The sequence below is a fragment of the Pandoraea sp. NPDC090278 genome (genome assembly GCF_044772185.1).
GTDB lineage: Bacteria > Pseudomonadota > Gammaproteobacteria > Burkholderiales > Burkholderiaceae > Pandoraea.
The window spans coordinates 509,792-529,622 of the sequence record NZ_JBIVYJ010000003.1 but is presented as its reverse complement, the minus strand read 5'-3'; the positions used below and the strand labels follow the sequence as shown (position 1 = coordinate 529,622).

General features: G+C 62.2%; 14 protein-coding genes. 8 read left to right on the top strand and 6 right to left on the bottom strand.

Annotated features, from left to right (window positions below; all coding sequences use genetic code 11):
* Positions 1 to 54: 54 nt before the first annotated feature.
* The 3 genes from ACIQWO_RS14675 to ACIQWO_RS14665 all read left to right on the top strand — a co-directional run bounded on the left by ACIQWO_RS14675 (position 55) and on the right by ACIQWO_RS14665 (position 3,232).
* Positions 55 to 1,170 (top strand): aromatic ring-hydroxylating dioxygenase subunit alpha, encoded by a 1,116-nt coding sequence (locus ACIQWO_RS14675; RefSeq protein ID WP_402825103.1) that lies wholly within the window; start codon positions 55 to 57, stop codon positions 1,168 to 1,170.
* 280 nt (positions 1,171 to 1,450) lie between these two features.
* Positions 1,451 to 2,305: a DMT family transporter gene (locus tag ACIQWO_RS14670; RefSeq protein ID WP_402825100.1), complete on the top strand. Its 855-nt coding sequence runs from the start codon at positions 1,451 to 1,453 to the stop codon at positions 2,303 to 2,305.
* Positions 2,306 to 2,347: 42 nt separating this feature from the next.
* Positions 2,348 to 3,232 (top strand): sulfurtransferase, encoded by an 885-nt coding sequence (locus ACIQWO_RS14665; RefSeq protein WP_039397336.1) that lies wholly within the window; start codon positions 2,348 to 2,350, stop codon positions 3,230 to 3,232.
* Between the two features lie 81 nt (positions 3,233 to 3,313).
* Here ACIQWO_RS14665 and ACIQWO_RS14660 read toward each other — a convergent pair whose 3' ends face one another.
* From ACIQWO_RS14660 to polA, 4 genes are all read right to left on the bottom strand, one after another.
* Positions 3,314 to 4,240 (bottom strand): ZIP family metal transporter, encoded by a 927-nt coding sequence (locus ACIQWO_RS14660; protein ID WP_402825095.1) that lies wholly within the window; start codon positions 4,238 to 4,240, stop codon positions 3,314 to 3,316.
* An 84-nt stretch (positions 4,241 to 4,324) separates the two neighbouring features.
* The gene (locus ACIQWO_RS14655) at positions 4,325 to 5,200 is read right to left on the bottom strand and encodes a dienelactone hydrolase family protein (protein WP_402825092.1); all 876 of its coding nucleotides are present in this window, start codon (positions 5,198 to 5,200) and stop codon (positions 4,325 to 4,327) included.
* A gap of 177 nt (positions 5,201 to 5,377) precedes the next feature.
* Positions 5,378 to 6,742 (bottom strand): NAD(P)/FAD-dependent oxidoreductase, encoded by a 1,365-nt coding sequence (locus ACIQWO_RS14650; protein WP_402825089.1) that lies wholly within the window; start codon positions 6,740 to 6,742, stop codon positions 5,378 to 5,380.
* Between the two features lie 206 nt (positions 6,743 to 6,948).
* Positions 6,949 to 9,687, bottom strand: coding sequence for a DNA polymerase I (gene polA, locus ACIQWO_RS14645; protein ID WP_402825086.1), 2,739 nt, complete (start codon positions 9,685 to 9,687; stop codon positions 6,949 to 6,951).
* On the opposite strand from polA, the gene ACIQWO_RS14640 reads away from it, so the two are divergent.
* A complete protein-coding gene (locus ACIQWO_RS14640) occupies positions 9,688 to 10,422 on the top strand; it encodes a TIGR00730 family Rossman fold protein (protein WP_150578205.1) in 735 nt (244 codons plus the stop codon).
* Positions 10,423 to 10,519: 97 nt separating this feature from the next.
* Here ACIQWO_RS14640 and ACIQWO_RS14635 read toward each other — a convergent pair whose 3' ends face one another.
* Positions 10,520 to 11,752 (bottom strand): YeeE/YedE family protein, encoded by a 1,233-nt coding sequence (locus tag ACIQWO_RS14635; RefSeq protein WP_402825082.1) that lies wholly within the window; start codon positions 11,750 to 11,752, stop codon positions 10,520 to 10,522.
* A 354-nt stretch (positions 11,753 to 12,106) separates the two neighbouring features.
* Here ACIQWO_RS14635 and ACIQWO_RS14630 point away from each other — a divergent pair, with 354 nt between their 5' ends.
* From ACIQWO_RS14630 to ACIQWO_RS14620, 3 genes are all read left to right on the top strand, one after another.
* Positions 12,107 to 12,478, top strand: a complete 372-nt coding sequence (locus ACIQWO_RS14630) for a hypothetical protein (protein ID WP_052252618.1) — start codon at positions 12,107 to 12,109, stop codon at positions 12,476 to 12,478.
* Positions 12,479 to 12,622: 144 nt separating this feature from the next.
* Positions 12,623 to 13,594 (top strand): homoserine kinase, encoded by a 972-nt coding sequence (locus ACIQWO_RS14625; RefSeq protein WP_402825077.1) that lies wholly within the window; start codon positions 12,623 to 12,625, stop codon positions 13,592 to 13,594.
* 30 nt (positions 13,595 to 13,624) lie between these two features.
* A complete protein-coding gene (locus ACIQWO_RS14620; RefSeq protein WP_402825074.1) occupies positions 13,625 to 14,437 on the top strand; it encodes a BPSS1780 family membrane protein in 813 nt (270 codons plus the stop codon).
* An 82-nt stretch (positions 14,438 to 14,519) separates the two neighbouring features.
* On the opposite strand, the gene ACIQWO_RS14615 is transcribed toward ACIQWO_RS14620, so the two are convergent.
* Positions 14,520 to 16,838 (bottom strand): UvrD-helicase domain-containing protein, encoded by a 2,319-nt coding sequence (locus tag ACIQWO_RS14615; RefSeq protein WP_402825071.1) that lies wholly within the window; start codon positions 16,836 to 16,838, stop codon positions 14,520 to 14,522.
* A gap of 110 nt (positions 16,839 to 16,948) precedes the next feature.
* On the opposite strand from ACIQWO_RS14615, the gene ACIQWO_RS14610 reads away from it, so the two are divergent.
* Complete coding sequence (locus ACIQWO_RS14610) at positions 16,949 to 19,810, top strand: valine--tRNA ligase (protein ID WP_402825068.1); 2,862 nt, start codon at positions 16,949 to 16,951, stop codon at positions 19,808 to 19,810.
* Positions 19,811 to 19,831: the final 21 nt, after the last annotated feature.

Here is a 19,831-nt window from a genome sequence, read left to right as displayed (position 1 = left end):
TCGATTTTTCGATGGTTGGGTTGTTCACTGCTTTCAAGCTAGACGGGAGTGGGAATGTCCAATCTAAGCAGCGCTTTGCAACTGAAGCCAGCCTCAAGCCAACTACCGGTCTACACGTATTTCGACGAGGCGCTCCTCGCCCGCGAGCGTGAAGTCCTGTTTAAGCACGGCCCCCGTTACGTGGGCCACGAATTGATGGTCCCGGAAGTCGGCGATTATTTCGCCCTTCCGGCAGAGCAGGAAGGCCGCATGCTGGTCCGCAACGGTGCGGGCGAGCACAACGGCGTCGAACTGCTCTCGAACGTCTGCCGTCATCGTCAGGCGGTCATGCTCAATGGGCGTGGAAACACGCCCAATATCGTTTGCCCGCTTCACCGTTGGACTTACGACACAAAGGGCGAACTGCTCGGCGCGCCGCATTTCCCGGAGAAGCCCTGTCTGAACCTCGGCAAGTTCCCGCTGCAACGCTGGAACGGGCTGCTGTTCGAAGCAGAAGGCCGCGATGTGCAGGCCGATCTCGCACGACTGGGCGTGAAGCACCATCTCGACTTCTCGAACTTCATGTTCGATCACGTCGAAGTGCACGAATGTAACTACAACTGGAAGACGTTCATCGAGGTTTACCTCGAGGACTATCACGTCGTGCCGTTCCACCCCGGTCTGGGCAGCTTCGTTTCGTGCGAAGACCTGAGCTGGGAATTCGGCGACTGGTACAGCGTCCAGACGGTTGGCGTGCATGAAGGTCTCGCCAAACCCGGCAGCCCGATCTACCGCCAGTGGCACGACGTGCTGCTGCGCTACCGCGAAGGCGTGCCGCCGGACTTCGGCGCGATCTGGATGGTGTACTACCCGCATCTCATGATCGAGTGGTATCCGCACGTGCTCGTGGTGTCGTGGCTGATTCCGAACGGACCGCAGAAGACGACGAACATCGTCGAATTCTATTACCCCGAGGAAATCGCGCTCTTCGAACGCGAATTCATCGAGGCCGAGCGTGCCGCCTACATGGAAACGGCGCGCGAAGACGACGAGATTGCAGAACGCATGGACGCCGGGCGTCGCGCCCTGTTCCAGCGTGGCGTCTCGGAAGTGGGTCCGTATCAAAGCCCGATGGAAGACGGCATGCAACACTTCCACGAGTTCCTGCGTCGCCAGATGGGGGATTTCTAAGCCTCCCCGGCCCAAGAAATCTCATCGCATGAGAATGCAAAGCCACTCGGCGGAAGCCCCGCCTGATCGGCCTCGCGGACGCCATGTGGTACCGGCGAGACTCAATTAAATATTTGCCGAAAAAACGCTGAACGGCGGGCCATGTGCCCGCCGTTTTCGTTAGAATCGACGCCATGCTTTCGATATGACCGTGCACTGATCGTTTGTGCTGCACGAGTCGCCTGCGTTCAGCACAAAACGCGCTCGTTCGTCTCCTCGCCGTTATCGGCCACAATTCGCCATGCAATCGCTCTGGATGTTGGTCTCCGCCTTCATGTTCACGTTGATGGGGCTCTTCATCAAATTGGCGGCAAACGAGTACAACACCGGCGAAATCGTTCTCTATCGCAGCCTTATCGGCGTGATCGTCCTTCTGGGGATGGCGCGTTTGCGCGGCCAGACCATTCGTACGCGTCACCTGGGATCGCACATCAAACGCAGCACGGCTGGGGTCATTTCCCTCGGCCTCTGGTTCTTTTCGCTCACGCAATTGCCGCTTTCCACGGCAATGACGCTCAACTACATGTCACCGATCTGGATTTCGCTGATCGTGATGGGGACGGCGGCAATGCGCGGTAGCCTGCGCACCGATTTCAGGCTGGTGGCGGCGATCTTCGCCGGTTTCGTCGGCGTGGCGCTCCTTTTGCAGCCGACTATCGACAGTCAGGCGTGGGTCGCCGGTGTCGCAGGCGTCGTCTCAGGCGTGTTCTCGGCCGTCGCGTACATGCAGGTCAAGGAGTTGGGCGCAGCGGGCGAACCCGACTGGCGCATCGTCTTCTATTTCTCGGCGGGCGGCGTGCTGCTCGGTCTGGCCTGGGTCGCCATCGAAGGCCTGCACCCGATGACCTGGCGCGGTGCCGGTCTGATGCTGGGCGTCGGGATCGCCGCACTGATTGCGCAGACGGCGCTCACCCGGGCGTTCAGTCTGGGCAACACGCTCGTCACTGCGAATCTCCAATACTCGGGTGTAATCTTCGCTACACTGATCAGCATGCTTGTCTGGGGCGACTGGCCTGCACTGGCCGGCTGGATCGGCATGCTGCTCATCGTAGCGAGCGGCATGACCGCACTGCGTCGGCCTTCCCCCTCCGCCTGATCGCCGCCGAACGAATCCCCCACGCCCGTCTGCGGAGACGCCATGATTCATACGCATTTCACCACGCTCATCAGTCCGCAAAATCTCGATGCGCTGATGCAAACCGCCGCCGGTGGCGGCGCCCCGGTGGTCATCTTCGATTGCCGTTTCGATCTCGCCAATCCCAAGGCCGGTGAGGAAGCCTACGTTCAGGGCCATATCTTCGGCGCGTTCTACGCGCATCTCGAACGCGATCTCTCCGGCAAGACGAATGGCAAGAACGGCCGTCACCCGCTACCCGATCGCGACGCCCTCGTCCGACACCTCGCCGCATGCGGCCTGTCGAAGGGCCAACAGGTTGTCGCGTACGACGCGCAGGGCGGCATGTACGCCGCGCGCCTGTGGTGGTTGCTGCGCTGGCTCGGACACGAGTCGGTCGCGGTACTCGACGGCGGCCTGCAAGCCTGGGAAGCCGCAGGATTCAAGCTCGACGCCGCACCGCCCGAAGCGCCGCCTCCCGGCGATTTCGCGCCGGGCGAGCCACTGGCGACGACGGCAGACGCCGCCGCCATCGAGCGCAATCTCACGTCGCACGAGCGTCTGGTGATCGACGCCCGGGCACCGGACCGCTATCGCGGCGAGAACGAAACCCTCGATCCGATTGGCGGCCATATTCCGGGCGCAAAGAATCGCTTCTTCAAAGACAACCTCGGCGCAGACGGCCGCTTCAAACCTGCGGCCACACTTCGCGAGGAGTTCACGCAGGTGATCGGCCACGACCGCCTGCCGGAACGCGTCATCTCGCAATGCGGCTCGGGCGTGACCGCTTGCCACAATCTGCTGGCGATGGAAGTGGCTGGCCTGCACGGGGCGAGCCTTTACCCCGGCTCGTGGAGCGAGTGGTGCGCGGACAAGCGCCGTCCGGTGTCGACGGGCGCGCAACCCTGATTTCAGTAGACCAGTAATGCAAAAGGGCACCCCGATGAGGTGCCCTTTTTTGTACTGCACGATATCGCTCGATGCCGCCTGTTACTCGCCACTCGACTTAACGACGCTTGCCGACATCGCCAGCGCACTTCCGCCTTCGTCATGGCCGTGCCCGTGGTCATGATCGTGGTCATGGCCATTGAGCCACACGACCAACGCCAACCCGACACCGATCAACAGGATCTGCGGCAGGGCGTCGCGCGGCGACGTGCGTCGTTGCATCTGCGGCATGAGATCCGACACGGCAATGTAGATGAAGCTGCTCGCCGCGAGTGCCAGCAGGTACGGGATCAGGCTTTGCAGACGATCCAGCATGAAGTAACCGAGCACGCCACCCAGCAAGGCCGTCAGACTCGAGGCCAGCGTCAGCACCAGCGCCTTGCGGCGCCTGAACCCCGCGTTCAGCAACACCATGAAGTCGCCCAGCTTGTGCGCAACTTCGTGCACCGTGATCGACACCGTCGCAGCAACACCGAGACGCGGATCGGTCAGGAAAGCGGCCGCAATCACCACGCCGTCGGCGAAATTGTGGATTGCGCTGCCCACCAGAATCATCCAGCCGCCCTTGCCCGCTTCGTGTGCGTCGTGGCCATGCTCGTGATGATGTCCGTCGCCTTCGTGATGGTGGCTATGGCGCAGCAACGCCAGCTTTTCCAGCAGGAAGAACCCCAGCAGTCCGCCAAGCAACCAGCGCGTGATGACATGGGCGTCGACGTGCGACTCCAGACTTTCCGGCAGTAAATGCAGCAACGCCGTGCCGAGCAGCACGCCTGCCGAGAAGCTCACCATCTTGTCGATGAGCTTCGAGAGCAGACCCAGCGACAGCGACGCCGCCCCGAAAAGACTCAGCACGCCGGAGGCCAGCGTGGCGATAACGATGAAAAGAAAGATGGCGTCGATGGTGATTCTCCCGCGGGCAAGCCGGGGATTTAACCAGCTTTTACCGTTACAGGCAAACCGTTGGCACATCGAGGCGTGCCGGGCCTACGGAGGTGATCGGGCGGGCCACACGCCGTCGGCATGCCGACGGCTCTCCCCCCCACCTTCCCGCCCTCAAGCGACGCCGTGCTTTCGGAACCAGTCCTGCGCCAGCTTCCAGCCTTCTTTCGCATCGGCCTCGACGTAGCTCGCCCGATAATCCGCGAAGAACGCATGGCCCGAGTTCGGGAACACCTTCAGCTCCGAGCCCTTGGACGCGGCATCGCCCTTGGCCAGTGCCTCACGTGCCTGCTCGACGCTCGCGACCGGAATCCCCGTGTCCTTGCCGCCGTACAACCCCAGCAACGGGCCGTGCAGCTTGCCAGCGATGTCGATCGGGTTCTGCGGGAAGTTCTCGCTCTTGTCGCCGACGATACGTCCGTACCACGCCACCGCCGCCTTCACCTTCGGGTTATGCGCGTCGTACAGCCATGCAACACGTCCGCCCCAGCAGAAGCCAGTAATGCCCAGTCGTTTTTCATCGCCGCCGTTGTCCACCGCCCACTTCACGGTCGCGTCGATGTCGCTCATGACTTGCTTGTCCGGCGTCTTCGCCACGATTTGCGATTGAATCTCGGCAATCGTACCCAACGATTGCGGGTCACCTGCACGCGCGAACAACTCCGGCGCGACCGCCAGATAGCCGAGCTTCGCGAAGCGACGGCAGATATCGGCGATGTGCTGATGCACGCCGAAAATCTCCGAGACGACGACGATCGTCGGCAGATGCGTCTTACCTGCGGGCTTGGCAAAGTACACCGGCATCTTGATACCGGGCACTTCGAGCACGCTCTCGCCTGCGTCCAGTCCTTGCGTGTCGGTGGTGATCGTTTCGGCCGCTACCGGCAGCACCGCCAATGCAAACGCCGAACCGACGGCGGTCTTCAGAAAATCGCGCCGGTTACGCGGCGCAACTTCGGGTACGAGACTATCCAGATCCGCTTGCGACATGTGCACTCCAGGAGAAAGCGTCAAAAAAGAAACGGGACGGGAAGACTGCCGACCCGAGGCCGAACGTTCGGATGTTACTAGAGAGGGAATTCGCCTGCACTCAGCACGAAGCGTGAGAAAAGTCGCGCAAGCAAAGTGCCTGCGCGGCCGGGACTTCAGCGAAATATTGTCGGAACGTCAGTGCAGTTTCACGCGCGGCACGGTCGAACGACGCAGACGGTTGGCCACCGTATCGAGCATCATTCGCCAAACGCCATGCAGCGCCGCCACGTGCATCCGATAGAGCGACGTGTACATCACGCGGGCGAACAGCCCTTCGATGAACATGCTGCCGCCGATCAGTCCGCCCATCAGGTTACCCACCGCGCTGAACTTGCCCAGCGAGACCAGTGAGCCGAAGTCGCGGTACGTGAACGTCGGCAGGCTCTGTCCCTTGAGACGCGCCTCGACAGCCTTCACGAGAAAACTCGCCTGCTGGTGCGCCGCTTGCGCACGCGGCGGCACGAAACCATGCTCCGGCCACTCGCAGCTCGCGCAATCGCCGAACGCGAAAATGTCCGGATCGGTCTTGCTTTGCAGCGTCGGCAGCACTTCGATCTGGTTCAGGCGATTGACGTCCAACCCCAGCGTGCCAAGTACCGGCGGCGCGGTAATACCCGCCGACCAGACCGTGATGTCCGCAGGCAGAATCTTGCCGCTGGTAAGCGTCACTTCGTTCGCGCGCACTTCCGCCACCGAGTCGCCACACAGAATGTCGACGTCCAGCTTGGCGAGCAACCCAGCCACCGCGCCCGACACACGCTCCGGCAACGCCTTCAGAATGCGGGGGCTCGATTCGATGATGGTGATGCGCACGTCCTTACGCGGGTCGAGCTTCAGACCGTAGGAGCGCAACACTTCAGCGGTATTGCGCAACTCGGCCGACAGTTCCACACCCGTCGCACCCGCACCGACGATCACGAGATTGACCTTGGGGCGCTGCGCACCTGGCGGGGACAGCAACGCACCACCGCTCTGCGCCTCGGTCGGGGCAGCCGGTGCCGACGCCTCGGCAGCGCTCTGCGCACGCACGCAAGCCGCCATCAACCGGCGACGGAAACGTTCGGCCTGTTCGACCGTATCGAGGGCAATGGTGTGTTCCCTGGCCCCCGGAACACCGAAGAAGTTGGTCGTGCTGCCGATGGCGAGCACGAGCGTGTCGTACGGCAACGTGCGCTCGGGCAGCAGATCGCCCTCGCCTTCGTCGTCCGCTGCCGGGACGGCTGCCAGACGGATGGTCTTGGCCGCACGATCCAGCCCGATCATCTCGCCCGTCGCGAACTCGAAGTGATGCCAGTTCGCCTGTGCTACGTAAGAGAGCTGATGCGTCGCCGTATCCATGACACCGGCTGCGACCTCATGGAGCAACGGTTTCCAGATGTGCGACAGGGAACGGTCGACCAGCGTTACTTGAACGTCCTTGCCACGCCCGTACTTGTCGCCCAACCGGGTGACAAGTTCGAGACCGCCGGCGCCGCCGCCGACCACAACGATACGATGCACACTCACAATAACTCCCCGTGCTTGGAAAACCGTCCGGCCGGTCAGCATTTGCCAGACCGGCGATAGCGATTACCATACCGCAGAGTGCGGACTTAGGGTATACCCGTCACCCTATTTCCGCTATTGCGTGACCTTGATCGTAGTGGCGGCCGAAGCGTGTTGCAACGTCGGCCGCCTCGCACACTTTGGGCATTTGCCCGGCGCTATCAGTGTGCTTGCTCCCAGTTTTCGCCAACGCCGACTTCGGCTACTAGCGGCACACGCAGCTTGGCCACGCCGCACATCAGTTCCGGCAGACGCTTGCGAACCTCCGCCAGTTCATGATCCGGCACTTCGAGCACAAGTTCGTCGTGCACCTGCATGATCTGACGCGTCTGCAAGCCGCTGTCGTCCAGCCAGCGCTGCACGGCAATCATCGACAGCTTGATGAGGTCGGCGGCAGTGCCCTGCATCGGCGCATTAATGGCAGCGCGTTCGGCACCTTGACGACGCGGACCATTGCCACCGTTGATGTCCGGCAGCCACAGACGACGGCCGAACACCGTCTCAACGTAACCCTTCGCCTTGGCGCTCTTGCGCGTCTCGTCCATATAACGCGCCACGCCCGGATAGCGCATGAAGTAGCGGTCGATGTATTGCTTGGCCGCGTCGCGCTCGATGCCGAGGTTCGCAGCCAGCCCGAACGCGCTCATACCGTAGATCAGACCGAAGTTGATGACCTTGGCATAGCGACGTTGCTCGGAAGACACTTCCAGCGGCGTGACGGCGAAGATTTCCGCAGCGGTCGCTCGGTGAATGTCCTCGCCGTTCGCAAACGCACGAAGCAGGCTTTCGTCGCCCGAGATATGCGCCATGATGCGCAGCTCGATCTGCGAGTAGTCGGCCGAGACCAGTTGGCTACCCGGCGGCGCGATGAAGGCCTCGCGAATGCGACGGCCCTCGGCCGTGCGCACCGGAATGTTCTGCAAGTTCGGATCGTTCGACGCCAGACGGCCGGTGATCGCCACCGCTTGCGCGTAGTTCGTATGCACACGTCCCGTCGACGGATTGACCATCTTCGGCAGCTTGTCCGTGTACGTCGACTTGAGCTTGGCGAGACCGCGATACTCCAGCAGCACCTTCGGCAGCGGGTAGTCCTCTGCGAGCTTCTGCAACACTTCTTCATCGGTCGACGGCGCACCGCTGGCCGTCTTCTTGACGACCGGTAGTTGCAGTTGAGTGAAGAAGATATCGCCGATCTGCTTGGGGGAATTCAGATTGAATTGCTGCCCGGCCAGCGCGTACGCCTCGGTTTCGAGCGTGATCAGCTTGCGTCCGATCTCGTCGCTTTGCGCCGCCAGTCGCGCCGTGTCGACCAGCACGCCGTTGCGCTCCATACGTTGAAGCACGCGCGCCGTGGGCATTTCGATATCGCGATAGACGAATTCGAGCGTGGCTTCGCGGGCGACGTCGGGATACAGCGCTCGGTGCAGACGCAGCGTGATGTCGGCGTCCTCTGCGGCGTACTCCGTCGCACGTTCGACGCTCACGTCGTCGAAGCCGATCTGCTTGGCGCCCTTGCCGCACACGTCTTCGTACTTGACCGTCGTCACGCCCAGATGGCGCGACGCAAGACTGTCCATGTCGTGACTGCGATGCGATTCGAGCACGTACGATTCGAGCAACGTGTCGTGCGCAATGCCGCCCAGAATCACGCCGTAGTTTTCGAGCACATGGGCGTCGTACTTAAGATTCTGACCGACCTTCTTGTGATCGGGACTCTCGAGCCAGTGCTTCAGACGTGCGATCACTTCGTCGCGCGGCAATTGTTCGACTTCCCCCGGCGCACGGTGCGCCACCGGAATGTACGCCGCGCGGCCCGGTTCGCAAGAGAACGACAGACCGACGAGTTGCGCCTGCATCGCGTCGAGCGAGGTCGTCTCGGTATCGAATGCCGTCAACTCGGCGGATTCGATGATCTTCAGCCACGCATCGAACTGCTCCCACGTAAGCACCGCTTCGTACTGACGCTCGATGGTGTCGGCTACCGGTGCGGGTGCTTCCTCACCGGCTTGCGATGCCACCGTCGCTTCCGCTTCGCGCAGCAGTGTCTTGAAGCCGTGGCGCGAGAAGAAATCGCGCAGCACTTCGGCGTCTTCGGGCTGCGTTTGCAGACTCGCTTCGATGGAGGTGACCTGCGGCGCGAGATCGCAATCGAGCGCCACCGTCACGAGCTTGCGCCCCATCGGCAGCCAGTCGAGCGCGCGTCGCAGATTCTCGCCGACGGCACCTTTCACTTCGGCGGCATTGGCGACGAGGTTATCGAGATCGCCGTATTGCGTGAGCCATTTGACGGCCGTCTTCGGCCCGCACTTTTCCACACCCGGCACGTTATCGACGGTGTCGCCCACCAGCGTGAGGTAGTCGACGATGCGCGCAGGCGGCACGCCGAATTTCGCTTCGACGGCAGCCGCGTCGAGCGTTTCGTTCGTCATCGTGTTGACGAGCGTGACACGGTCGTTCACGAGTTGCGCCAGATCCTTGTCGCCGGTCGAGACGACCACGCGCATACCGAGTTCGCTAGCCCGCTTTGCGAGCGTGCCGATGACGTCGTCCGCTTCCACGCCGTCGATCATCAACAGCGGCCAGCCCATCGCGCGCACGGCTTCGTGAATCGGTTCGATCTGCGCGCGCAGATCTTCGGGCATCGACGGGCGATTCGCCTTGTACTCGGGGTACCAGTCGTCGCGGAAGGTCTTGCCCTTTGCATCGAAAACGCAAGCGCTGTACTCTGCATGAACGTCTTTACGCATGCGGCGCAGCATATTGACGATGCCGTGCAGCGCGCCCGTAGGTTCGCCGCCTGGGCCGCGCAAATCCGGCAGGGCGTGATAGGCTCGATACAGATAACTCGAACCATCGACCAATAAGAGCGTCTTACCTTCCAGACTTTGCTGTTCCGACATATGACCAAGAGAAGAAAAGAGATACCGAGTCTGCGCCAGTTGGCAGACCATGAGCGCGCCACCGCCAAGAAGGCGCGCGCGTCGTGGCAGATGTTCACGATTATGGCAGAGTTCATCGAGGCGACCGAGTACCTGTCGGAGATCCGGCCGGCCGTCAGCATCTACGGCAGCGCCCGCATCAAGCCGAAATCGCCGTTCTACAAACTGACGATGACGATTGCCCGCAAATTCTCGGACAACGGCTTCGCCGTCATCTCCGGCGGCGGTCCCGGCATCATGGAAGCGGCCAACAAGGGCGCACACGGTGGCGCGTCGCCGACCGTCGGTCTGAACATCGAACTCCCGCACGAACAGAAGGGCAATCAGTGGCAAGACATCTCGCTGCGCTTTCGCCACTTCTTTACCCGTAAGGTCACCTTCGTCAAGAATTCGGACGCCTTCGTGATCATGCCCGGCGGCTTCGGCACGCTCGACGAATTGTCCGAAGTGCTTACGCTGATTCAGACGCAGAAGTCGCGTCGCGTGCCGGTGATTCTTGTGGGTTCGGAGTTCTGGAAAGGTCTGCTGGACTGGGTGCGCTCGTCGATGCTGCCGATGGGCCTCATCAGCGAAAAGGACCTCGATCTCGTGCAGGTGATCGACGACCCCGATGAGATCCTCAAGGCCGTCTTCGCGTTCTACGACGGCCACATCGAGCCCGAGACGGAAACCAGCGAAAAGATGTTCTACCTGTAAGCGCTGACGTCAACGTCATCTGCAATGCAAAACGGCGCCGCGAGATCATCGCGAGCGCCGTTTTTTGTGGCGGACGTGCGTCCGCCTGAGCGACAAATCAGCAGCCGCTTTCGCGCGGGGTCGTCTCGACTTCCAGACCGAAGAACGGACGCAGGCGCGTGCCGAACACGTTGCCGAAGAACGCCGCCACCAGCCACAGCCAGCCGTGCAGGCTGCCGGAGATGATGCCGCTGAAATACGCACCGATGTTGCAGCCGTAAGCCAGACGTGCGCCGTAGCCGAGCAGCAGACCGCCCACGATAGCCGCGATCAGCGAGCGCACGGGCACCTTCCATACCGGCGCGAACTTGCCTGCCAGCGAGGCGGCCACCAATGCGCCGAGGATGATGCCCAGATCCATGACAGTCGTCACGTCCTGCGAGACCGGCGCATTGAGTACGTTGACCTGCTTGGCCCAGTACGGCCACGACGCGACGTCGATACCCACGGCCATGAACGCCTTCGCGCCCCACAGCGCAAACGCCGACGTCACACCCCACGGGCGACCGGCCAGTGCGAGCGTTGCGTAATTGAGCAGCACGAGCGCGAGTGCGCCCCACACCAGCGGCCACGGACCGCGCAGCAGCGCAGGCTTACCCTTCGCGCTACGCGTCATCGGCACACCGACGATACGGCCGTGGCGACGCTTCTCCGCCCACAGCGTGAACGCGCCGATGGCTGCGAACAGCGCGAGGTTCGCGATCAGCGCAGGCCAGAGGCCCCACGTCTTCACGAGCGAGACGGGCTTGATGTGCGGCAGCGATTCCCACCACGGCAGATGCGCCGTCGCCACGACAGAGCCGACGATGAACGCGGCAAGCGTCACCAGCATGCGCGTATTGCCGCCGCCCGCCGTGTAAAGCGTGCCCGACGCGCAACCGCCGCCGAGTTGCATGCCGATACCGAAGATAAACGCGCCGAATGCCACCGATACGCCGACCGGCGATACGAGACCGACGACCTTATTGCCGAAAAGCGTGCCATCGGCCAGCGCCGGAAAGAACAGCACGACACCGACCGCGAGCATCACCATCTGCGCGCGCAAACCGGCACCGCGACGATCCGAAATAAACACGCGCCAGGCCGACGTAAAGCCGAACGCGGCGTGGTACAGCGCGACGCCGAGCAACGCGCCGACACCCGCCAGCGCAGCCTGTTTCGGTCCGACCGTCGCTTGCAAATACGCAATGCCGACAACGATGAGCACCAGCGCAATCGTCAACGGGCGAGCATTGTAGGAAGAGGGAGAAGGCGACGCCGTTTTGACGGCGGTCGAAGCGGAAGACGACATGACTTTCAGACTCCAGAATGCAGATGGGTGGCACCTGGCCACCCATTGAGACAACTTGGGAGGGTGCCAGAACACGACGTCGATGCGAACGACCGATTTGTGATTTCGTTATAACCAGAAGAAATATAGGCCCGCATTGCGAATCATCCGAAATCTCACATTTCGGACAGAAGCGCTGTCATGAAACGTTCATTGGTGAGGGCAAAAAGGGCTACGGGCAAGCAACCACGGTGCATTCGACGAGATTCCACAATGCGAAGTGGGGTACGTTTGATAGAATGGACAGATTGGAACCCGCTGCGCCGGCCCGGCTTGCCTCTTACGTCGCGGATGCGTTCCCGCCCTCGGAGAATAATGATGAAAACGCGCTTTTCCCGTGCCCTGCCCCTGCTGATCGGTGCCGGCCTGCTGTTCGCCGGTCATGTCTACGCTCAGGACGGCAAGGAAACCGCCGCACAAGCCGCCAAACGTGAAGCCGACGCCCGCGCCGCTGCCACCAGCGTCCAGAACGTCGACGTCAATCAGGAACGCAAGCCGAGCTACTACGTCAACGACCAGGGTACGACCGTGACCGAGTACCGCGATCGCGGCAAGCCCACGGAAATCGACGTCCACTCCCGTTTCGGCACCAACTACCAGTTGACCACGCCGCCCGACAACGCACCGCGTGCACGTGACAACACGTCGCAAAACGACCGTCTGCCGTCCGTCGGCCTGAAGTTCTGACGTCTCTGGTAATCTGACTCTTTTCGCGCGCCCCGGTACTTCCGATACTTCATTTCGGCGCGCGAGCCATCTGTTTGTCTCAAACCAGCGGCCCGCTGCACGCGCACGGGCCGTTTGTCTGAGTCTTATCCACTTAACGCACGCATGGCCGTTTTTACTTCCGTCTCGCCCGAGCAGCTCCAGCAGTGGCTGCAACGCTACGATTTGGGGAATGTTCTCGACTTCCGGGGCATCAGCTCGGGCATCGAGAACACCAACTACTTCCTGACGACCGAGCGCGGCGAGTTCGTGCTGACGCTGTTCGAGAAGCTCACGGCCACGCAGTTGCCGTTCTACCTGCAATTGATGGGCCATCTGGCGCATCACAGCGTGCCGGTGCCCGATCCGATTCCGGATCGCACGGGTGAGATCCTTGGCGAGTTGAACGGCAAACCGGCCACCATCGTCACCAAGCTGTCGGGTCGCTCCGAACTGGCGCCGACGCCCGCGCACTGTGCCCATGTCGGCGCAATGCTCGCCCGCATGCATCTGGCCGGACGCGATTTCACGCTGGAACAGGCCAACCTGCGCAGCCTGCCGTGGTGGCGCGAGGCGGCCCCGGCCGTGCTGCCGTTCCTGAGCGATGCCGAGCGCACGCTACTGGAAAGCGAGATGGCGCATCAGGGGGCGTTTTTCGGCTCCGGCGACTATCGCGCGATGCAAGCCGGGCCGTGCCACTGCGACCTGTTCCGCGATAACGTACTCTTCGACAAGGCCGAAGACGGCTCACCCCGTCTGGGCGGCTTCTTCGACTTTTACTTTGCTGGCTGTGACAAGTGGCTGTTCGATCTGGCCGTGACGGTCAACGACTGGTGTTGCGACCTCGCCACCGGCGAACTCGACGACGCCCGTGTGCACGCAATGCTGCGCGCGTACGAGACGGTGCGTCCGCTGACCGACATCGAGGCGTCGCACTGGCGCGACATGCTGCGAGCGGGCGCGCTGCGATTCTGGCTCTCGCGCCTGTATGATTTTCACTTGCCGCGGGCGGCCGAAATGCTCAAGCCGCACGATCCGGGGCATTTCGAACGAATCCTGCGCAAACGCATCGAAGCCGTTTCCATTCCCTGGCTGTAACCCGACCCCACCCGGAGTCTCTCGAACCCTATGCAATTGCTTGAAGTCCCGCCGAAGAGTGGTTATTTGTGGCTACGCCAGGGCATCTGGCTGTTCCGCAAGAATCCGCTCGCCATCATGAGCCTGCTGTTTGCCTATATGTTCGGCACGTTGTTGATCTCCTTCGTGCCGATCGTCGGCGGGCCCATCTTGCTCGTTCTGGTGCCGGGCCTGTCGGTGGGCTTCATGGCCGCCTGCCGCGACATCATCAAGAACAAGCAGGTGCTGCCGCAGGTGCTGCTCGACGGTTTTCGCGGACACGGCAAGGAAATCGCCCGGCGTCTGCTGGTGCTCGGCGGCTTTTACATGGCCGCGACCGTCGCTGCTTACCTGATTTCTTCGCTGTTCAATGGCAGCGAACTGATCAACAACTTGCTGTTCGACGGCAACGTCAATCGCGACGAGATCATGAACGGCACCGCCGGATTGGTCGCCGCCGTTGCCTTCGCCATCGCATACATCCCGGTGGCGATGTTGTTCTGGTTTGCGCCGGTGCTCGTGGCGTGGCACGACATTACGCCCGTCAAGGCCATCTTCTTCAGTTGGACGGCCTGCACGCGTAACTTCCGCGCGTTCGTCGTCTATGCGCTGTGTGTGATGTTGCTCGCAGCGGGGGCGTCGATGATTCTTACGATCATCATGGCGGTGCTCGGCGTTTTCCAATACGCGATTCTTCTGGTCTCGCCGCTGTCGCTGCTGTTCGCGGCCATCATCTACTGCTCGTTCTACGCCAGCTATCGCGGCTGCTTCGGCGTGCAGGAGATCGGGGCACTCGATCCGAATGTTTCGCCGCCGGAGGCTTGAGTCTGGTTAAATCCGGCATCGACCGACGTCGAAAAAAACAAAGGGCACCCGAAGGTGCCCTTTTTTATTGCCGCGCCAACGATCACTCGATCGGCTGAAGCTTCGCCACGGCCAGCGCCAGCCATTTCTCGCCATGACGGCCGAACTTCACATGCGCACGCGCTTCGTCACCCGTGCCTTCCAGTCCGATGATCTTGCCTTCACCGAACTTGGTGTGGAACACGCCCTGCCCCAGCTTGAAGCCCGTCTCCGACGCGCGCGAGCGGTCGGCCAGCGCCTGCTCCGACTTCGTCGCCGCCCACTCGTCCTTCGGCGCGCTGACTTGCGGACGTGAGAACCAGTCGCGCCCCCAGGCCGGTTCGCTTTGACTCAGACGGGCGCCCGGCTGCGCACGCGGCGTGATGAACTTCAGCACGTCCTCGGGGATTTCGTCGAAGAAGCGCGAACGCACGTTGTAACGTGTCTGGCCGTGCAGCATGCGGCTTTGCGTGAACGACAGGTACAGGCGCTCCTTTGCGCGCGTAATCGCCACGTACATCAGGCGACGCTCTTCTTCGAGCCCGTCCAGCTCCATCGCACTGTTTTCGTGCGGGAACAGCCCCTCTTCGAGGCCGGTGACGAACACCGCCGTGAATTCCAGCCCCTTGGCGGCGTGCACCGTCATGAGTTGAACCGCGTCCTGCCCGGCTTCGGCCTGGTTGTCGCCCGCTTCGAGCGATGCGTGCGAGAGGAAGCCCGCCAGCGGGGTCATCTCCACCGGCGTATCGGCGTCGACCACGCCATCGGGCGACGCCAGCACGTCGGGCGCGCCCGGCAGTGCGGGGCGCATCGCGATCAGACGCGCCGGTGCGTCCAGCCCATAGCCCTCTTCAGCGATGAAGGCCGTGGCGGCATGGACCAGTTCCTGCAAGTTCTCGATGCGGTCCTGCCCCTCCTTCTCGGTCTGATAATGCGTAATCAGGCCGCTCGCGTCGATGACGTGCGTCACCACTTCCGGCAGCGTGAGCCGCTCGGTGGCGTGGCGCATCTGTTCGATCATGCGCACGAACGCCAGCAGATTGGTCCCGGCCTTGCCCGTCATATAAGGCACAGCCGCATACATCGAGCAGTTGTAGAGACGCGCTGCGTCGGCCAACTGCTCCAGCGAACGAGCGCCAATGCCGCGCGTGGGGAAATTGACGACACGGGCAAACGCCGTATCGTCGTTCGGATTCTCGATCAGACGCAGATACGCCAGCGCGTGCTTGACTTCCTGACGCTCGAAAAAGCGCAGGCCACCATACACGCGGTAAGCGATGCCCGCGCCGACCAGCGCATGTTCCATCACCCGCGACTGGGCGTTGCTGCGATACAGAATCGCCACATCCTGTCGCGACAGACCCTGCGCGACCAGCGCCTTGATTTCTTCGACGAGCCAGCTCGCCTCTTGCAGGTCGGTCGCCGCCTCATAGACGCGAATCGGCTCGCCATGGCCCGCGTCGGTGCGCAGATTCTTGCCCAGACGCCGTGCGTTGTTGGAAATCAGCGCGTTGGCGGCGTCGAGAATATTGCCGTGCGAGCGATAGTTCTGCTCCAGCTTGATCATGTGACGAACACGGAATTCGCGCTCGAAGTCAGCCATATTGCCGACGTTGGCACCACGAAACGCGTAGATACTCTGATCGTCGTCACCCACAGCGAACACAGCGGCGTTCGTGCCAGCGAGCATCTTCAACCACGCGTACTGGAGCTTATTGGTGTCCTGGAACTCGTCGACGAGGATATGGCGGAAGCGCGTCTGGTAATGCACGCGCAGCGGCTCGTTGTGCTTGAGCAGCTCGAAGCAGCGCAGCAGCAGTTCGGCGAAATCGACCACGCCCTCGCGCTGGCATTGCTCCTGGTAGCTCGCGTACAGTTCGACGAATTTCTGGTTGAACGCGTCGTTGGCTTCGACTTCATGCGGTCGCAGGCCCTGTTCCTTCGCGTTATTGATGAAATACTGCAGGTTTTTCGGCGGAAATTTCTCATCGTCGACATTCGCCGCCTTCATCATCCGCTTGATGGCGGAGAGCTGATCGGACTGGTCGAGAATCTGGAAGCTCTGCGGCAGCCCAGCGTCGCGAAAATGCGCGCGCAGCATGCGGTTGCACAGCCCGTGGAAGGTGCCGATCCACATGGCGCGCGTGCTGATCGGCAGCATCGCACCAAGCCGGGCCTGCATTTCCTTGGCGGCCTTGTTGGTAAAGGTCACTGCCAGAATGCCCGCCGGGCCGACGTGTCCCTGCTGGATCAGCCAGGCGATACGGGTCGTGAGCACGCGCGTCTTGCCGGAACCCGCGCCCGCGAGAATGAGGGCCGGCTCATCGGGAAGCGTGACGGCGGCCAGTTGTTCGGGGTTCAGATTGGCGAGCAGATCGGGCATGTCGGGGAGGAATTTCGAGTGAAGCCCGATTATAAATCCTGCTGCGGCGCGGAAACGCCACCGAATCTTTTATAATTCAAGGTTTCACGCATTACACGGTCCATCAATCCATGAGCGACAGCGACAATACGCTTGCCAAGAGCTTCGAGCCGCAGGACGTCGAAGCCCACTGGGGCCCCGAATGGGAACGCCGCGGCTATGCCCGCCCGACCCTCGACGACGCCCGCGAAGATTTCAGCATCCAGTTGCCGCCGCCGAACGTCACCGGCACGCTGCACATGGGGCACGCGTTCAACCAGACGATCATGGATGGTCTGACGCGCTACCACCGCATGAAGGGCGCGAACACCCTGTGGGTGCCGGGCACCGACCACGCGGGCATTGCCACGCAGATCGTCGTCGAACGTCAGCTCGACGCCCAGAAGGTCTCGCGCCATGACCTCGGCCGCGAGAAGTTCACGGAACGCGTCTGGGAGTGGAAGGAGCAGTCGGGCAGCACGATCACCCGTCAGATCCGCCGCCTCGGGGCTTCCATCGATTGGAGTCGCGAGTACTTCACGATGGACGAGAAGATGTCCAGCGCCGTGCGCGATGTCTTCGTCACACTGTACGAGCAAGGGCTGATCTATCGCGGTAAGCGCCTCGTGAACTGGGAATCGGTCCTGCTCACTGCCGTGTCCGATCTGGAAGTGGTCAGCGAGGAAGAAGAAGGCTCGCTGTGGCACATCCGCTACCCCCTCGCCGACGGCTCCGGCACGCTCACGGTCGCGACCACGCGCCCGGAAACGATGCTGGGCGACACCGCGCTGATGGTGCATCCGGAAGACGAGCGCTACAAACACCTGATCGGCAAGTCGGCCAAGCTGCCGCTCACGGACCGCGAAATCCCGATCATCGCCGACGACTACGTCGACCTCGAATTCGGTACGGGCGTGGTGAAAGTCACCCCGGCACACGACTTCAACGACTATGCCGTCGGTCAGCGTCATAACCTGCCGCAGATCAACATCCTCACGCTCGACGCGAAGATCAACGAAAACGCCCCGGAAAAATACCAGGGTCTGGATCGTTTCGACGCGCGCAAACAGATCGTGGCCGACCTCGACGCGCTGGGCTTGCTCGAATCGGTCAAGCCGCACAAGCTGATGGTGCCGCGCAGCGACCGTACGGGCACGGTCATTGAGCCGATGCTCACGGACCAATGGTTCGTCGCGATGAGCAAACCGGCCCCCGAAGGCACGTTCCACCCCGGCAAGTCGATCACCGAAACCGCGCTCGACGTCGTGCGCAGCGGTGAGATCAAGTTCGTGCCGGAGAACTGGACGACGACGTACAACCAGTGGCTCGAGAACATTCAAGACTGGTGTATTTCCCGTCAGCTCTGGTGGGGCCACCAGATTCCGGCCTGGTACGACGATGCGGGCAACGTGTTCGTCGCCCGTACCGAAGCCGAAGCCATCGAGAAGGCGCGCGCCGCCGGTTCCACCGGTGTGCTCAAGCGCGACGAAGACGTGCTCGACACGTGGTTCTCGTCGGCGCTGGTGCCGTTCTCGTCGCTCGGCTGGCCGCAAGAGACGCCTGAACTGAAGCATTTCCTCCCGTCGTCGGTGCTCGTCTCCGGCTTCGACATCATCTTCTTCTGGGTGGCGCGCATGGTCATGATGACCACGCACTTCACCGGTAAGGTGCCGTTCAAGACCGTGTACATGCACGGTCTCGTGCGCGACGCCGAAGGTCAGAAGATGTCCAAGTCGAAGGGCAATACGCTCGATCCGATCGACATCGTCGACGGCGTGTCGCTCGACGCCCTGCTCGCCAAGCGCACCACGGGTCTGATGAACCCGAAGCAAGCCGCGACCATCGAGAAGAAGACCCGCAAGGAATTCCCGGACGGCATCGCGCCGTTCGGCACTGACGCCCTGCGCTTCACATTCGCGTCGATGGCCACGCTTGGCCGCAACATCAACTTCGATCTCGCGCGCTGCGAAGGCTATCGCAACTTCTGCAACAAGCTGTGGAACGCCACGCGCTTCGTGCTGATGAACTGCGAAGGTCAGGACTGCGGTCTCGCGCCGTGCGTGGGCGATTGCGGCCCGGAAGGTCAGCTCGACTTCTCGCGCGCCGACCGCTGGATCGTTTCGTTGCTCCAGCGCGTGGAAGCCGACGTGGCGAAGGGCTTTGCCGATTACCGCTTCGACAACATCGCCAGCTCGATCTACAAATTCGTGTGGGACGAGTACTGCGACTGGTACGTCGAACTGGCCAAGTGGCAGATTCAGAACGGCACCCCGGCGCAACAGCGCGCCACGCGCCGCACGCTGCTGCGCGTGCTGGAAACGGTGCTGCGTCTGGCTCACCCGATCATTCCGTTCATCACCGAAGCCCTGTGGCAAAAGGTGGCCCCGCTGGCTGGCCGCTATCCGGCCGACAAGGCGCCGGGCGAAGCCAGTATCATGGTGCAGCCGTATCCGGTCGCCGATACCAGCAAGATCGACGAAAGCGACGAAGCCTGGATGCAGCAATTGAAGGCCGCCGTGGACGCCTGCCGTAACCTGCGCGGCGAAATGAACCTGTCACCGGCGCAGCGCGTGCCGCTGCTGGTTGCGGGCGATGTGGCGTTCCTGACGTCGATTGCCCCGTATTTGCAGACGCTGGCGAAGCTCTCGGAAGTGCAGGTGCTGGCCGACGAAGCCACGCTCGACGCGCAGGCAGCTGGCGCGCCGCTCGCTGTGGTGGGTGCAAACAAGTTGGCATTGAAGGTCGAAATCGACGTTGCGGCCGAGCGCGAACGCCTCGGCAAGGAAGTGAAGCGTCTCGAAGGCGAGATCGCGAAATGCCACGGCAAGCTCTCCAACGAGAGTTTCGTGGCGCGCGCCCCTGCCAACGTCGTGGAACTTGAGAAGCAACGACTGGTCGACTTTGAAGCGGTACTCGGGAAATTGCAGGCACAGCTCGCCCGCCTGCCCGCCTGAGACGCGCAATATCCATCAGGG

Bases quoted from the DNA above. Each gene is read 5' to 3' on its own strand.
- ACIQWO_RS14655 (WP_402825092.1), bottom strand. From the start codon at position 5,200: ATGTCGCAAGCGGATCTGGATAGTCTCGTACCCGAAGTTGCGCCGCGT.
- polA (WP_402825086.1), bottom strand. From the start codon at position 9,687: ATGTCGGAACAGCAAAGTCTGGAAGGTAAGACGCTCTTATTGGTCGAT.
- ACIQWO_RS14640 (WP_150578205.1), top strand. From the start codon at position 9,688: ATGACCAAGAGAAGAAAAGAGATACCGAGTCTGCGCCAGTTGGCAGAC.
- ACIQWO_RS14660 (WP_402825095.1), bottom strand. From the start codon at position 4,240: ATGTGCCAACGGTTTGCCTGTAACGGTAAAAGCTGGTTAAATCCCCGG.
- ACIQWO_RS14615 (WP_402825071.1), bottom strand. From the start codon at position 16,838: ATGCCCGATCTGCTCGCCAATCTGAACCCCGAACAACTGGCCGCCGTC.
- ACIQWO_RS14635 (WP_402825082.1), bottom strand. From the start codon at position 11,752: ATGTCGTCTTCCGCTTCGACCGCCGTCAAAACGGCGTCGCCTTCTCCC.
- ACIQWO_RS14610 (WP_402825068.1), top strand. From the start codon at position 16,949: ATGAGCGACAGCGACAATACGCTTGCCAAGAGCTTCGAGCCGCAGGAC.
- ACIQWO_RS14620 (WP_402825074.1), top strand. From the start codon at position 13,625: ATGCAATTGCTTGAAGTCCCGCCGAAGAGTGGTTATTTGTGGCTACGC.
- ACIQWO_RS14675 (WP_402825103.1), top strand. From the start codon at position 55: ATGTCCAATCTAAGCAGCGCTTTGCAACTGAAGCCAGCCTCAAGCCAA.
- ACIQWO_RS14630 (WP_052252618.1), top strand. From the start codon at position 12,107: ATGATGAAAACGCGCTTTTCCCGTGCCCTGCCCCTGCTGATCGGTGCC.
- ACIQWO_RS14665 (WP_039397336.1), top strand. From the start codon at position 2,348: ATGATTCATACGCATTTCACCACGCTCATCAGTCCGCAAAATCTCGAT.
- ACIQWO_RS14625 (WP_402825077.1), top strand. From the start codon at position 12,623: ATGGCCGTTTTTACTTCCGTCTCGCCCGAGCAGCTCCAGCAGTGGCTG.
- ACIQWO_RS14670 (WP_402825100.1), top strand. From the start codon at position 1,451: ATGCAATCGCTCTGGATGTTGGTCTCCGCCTTCATGTTCACGTTGATG.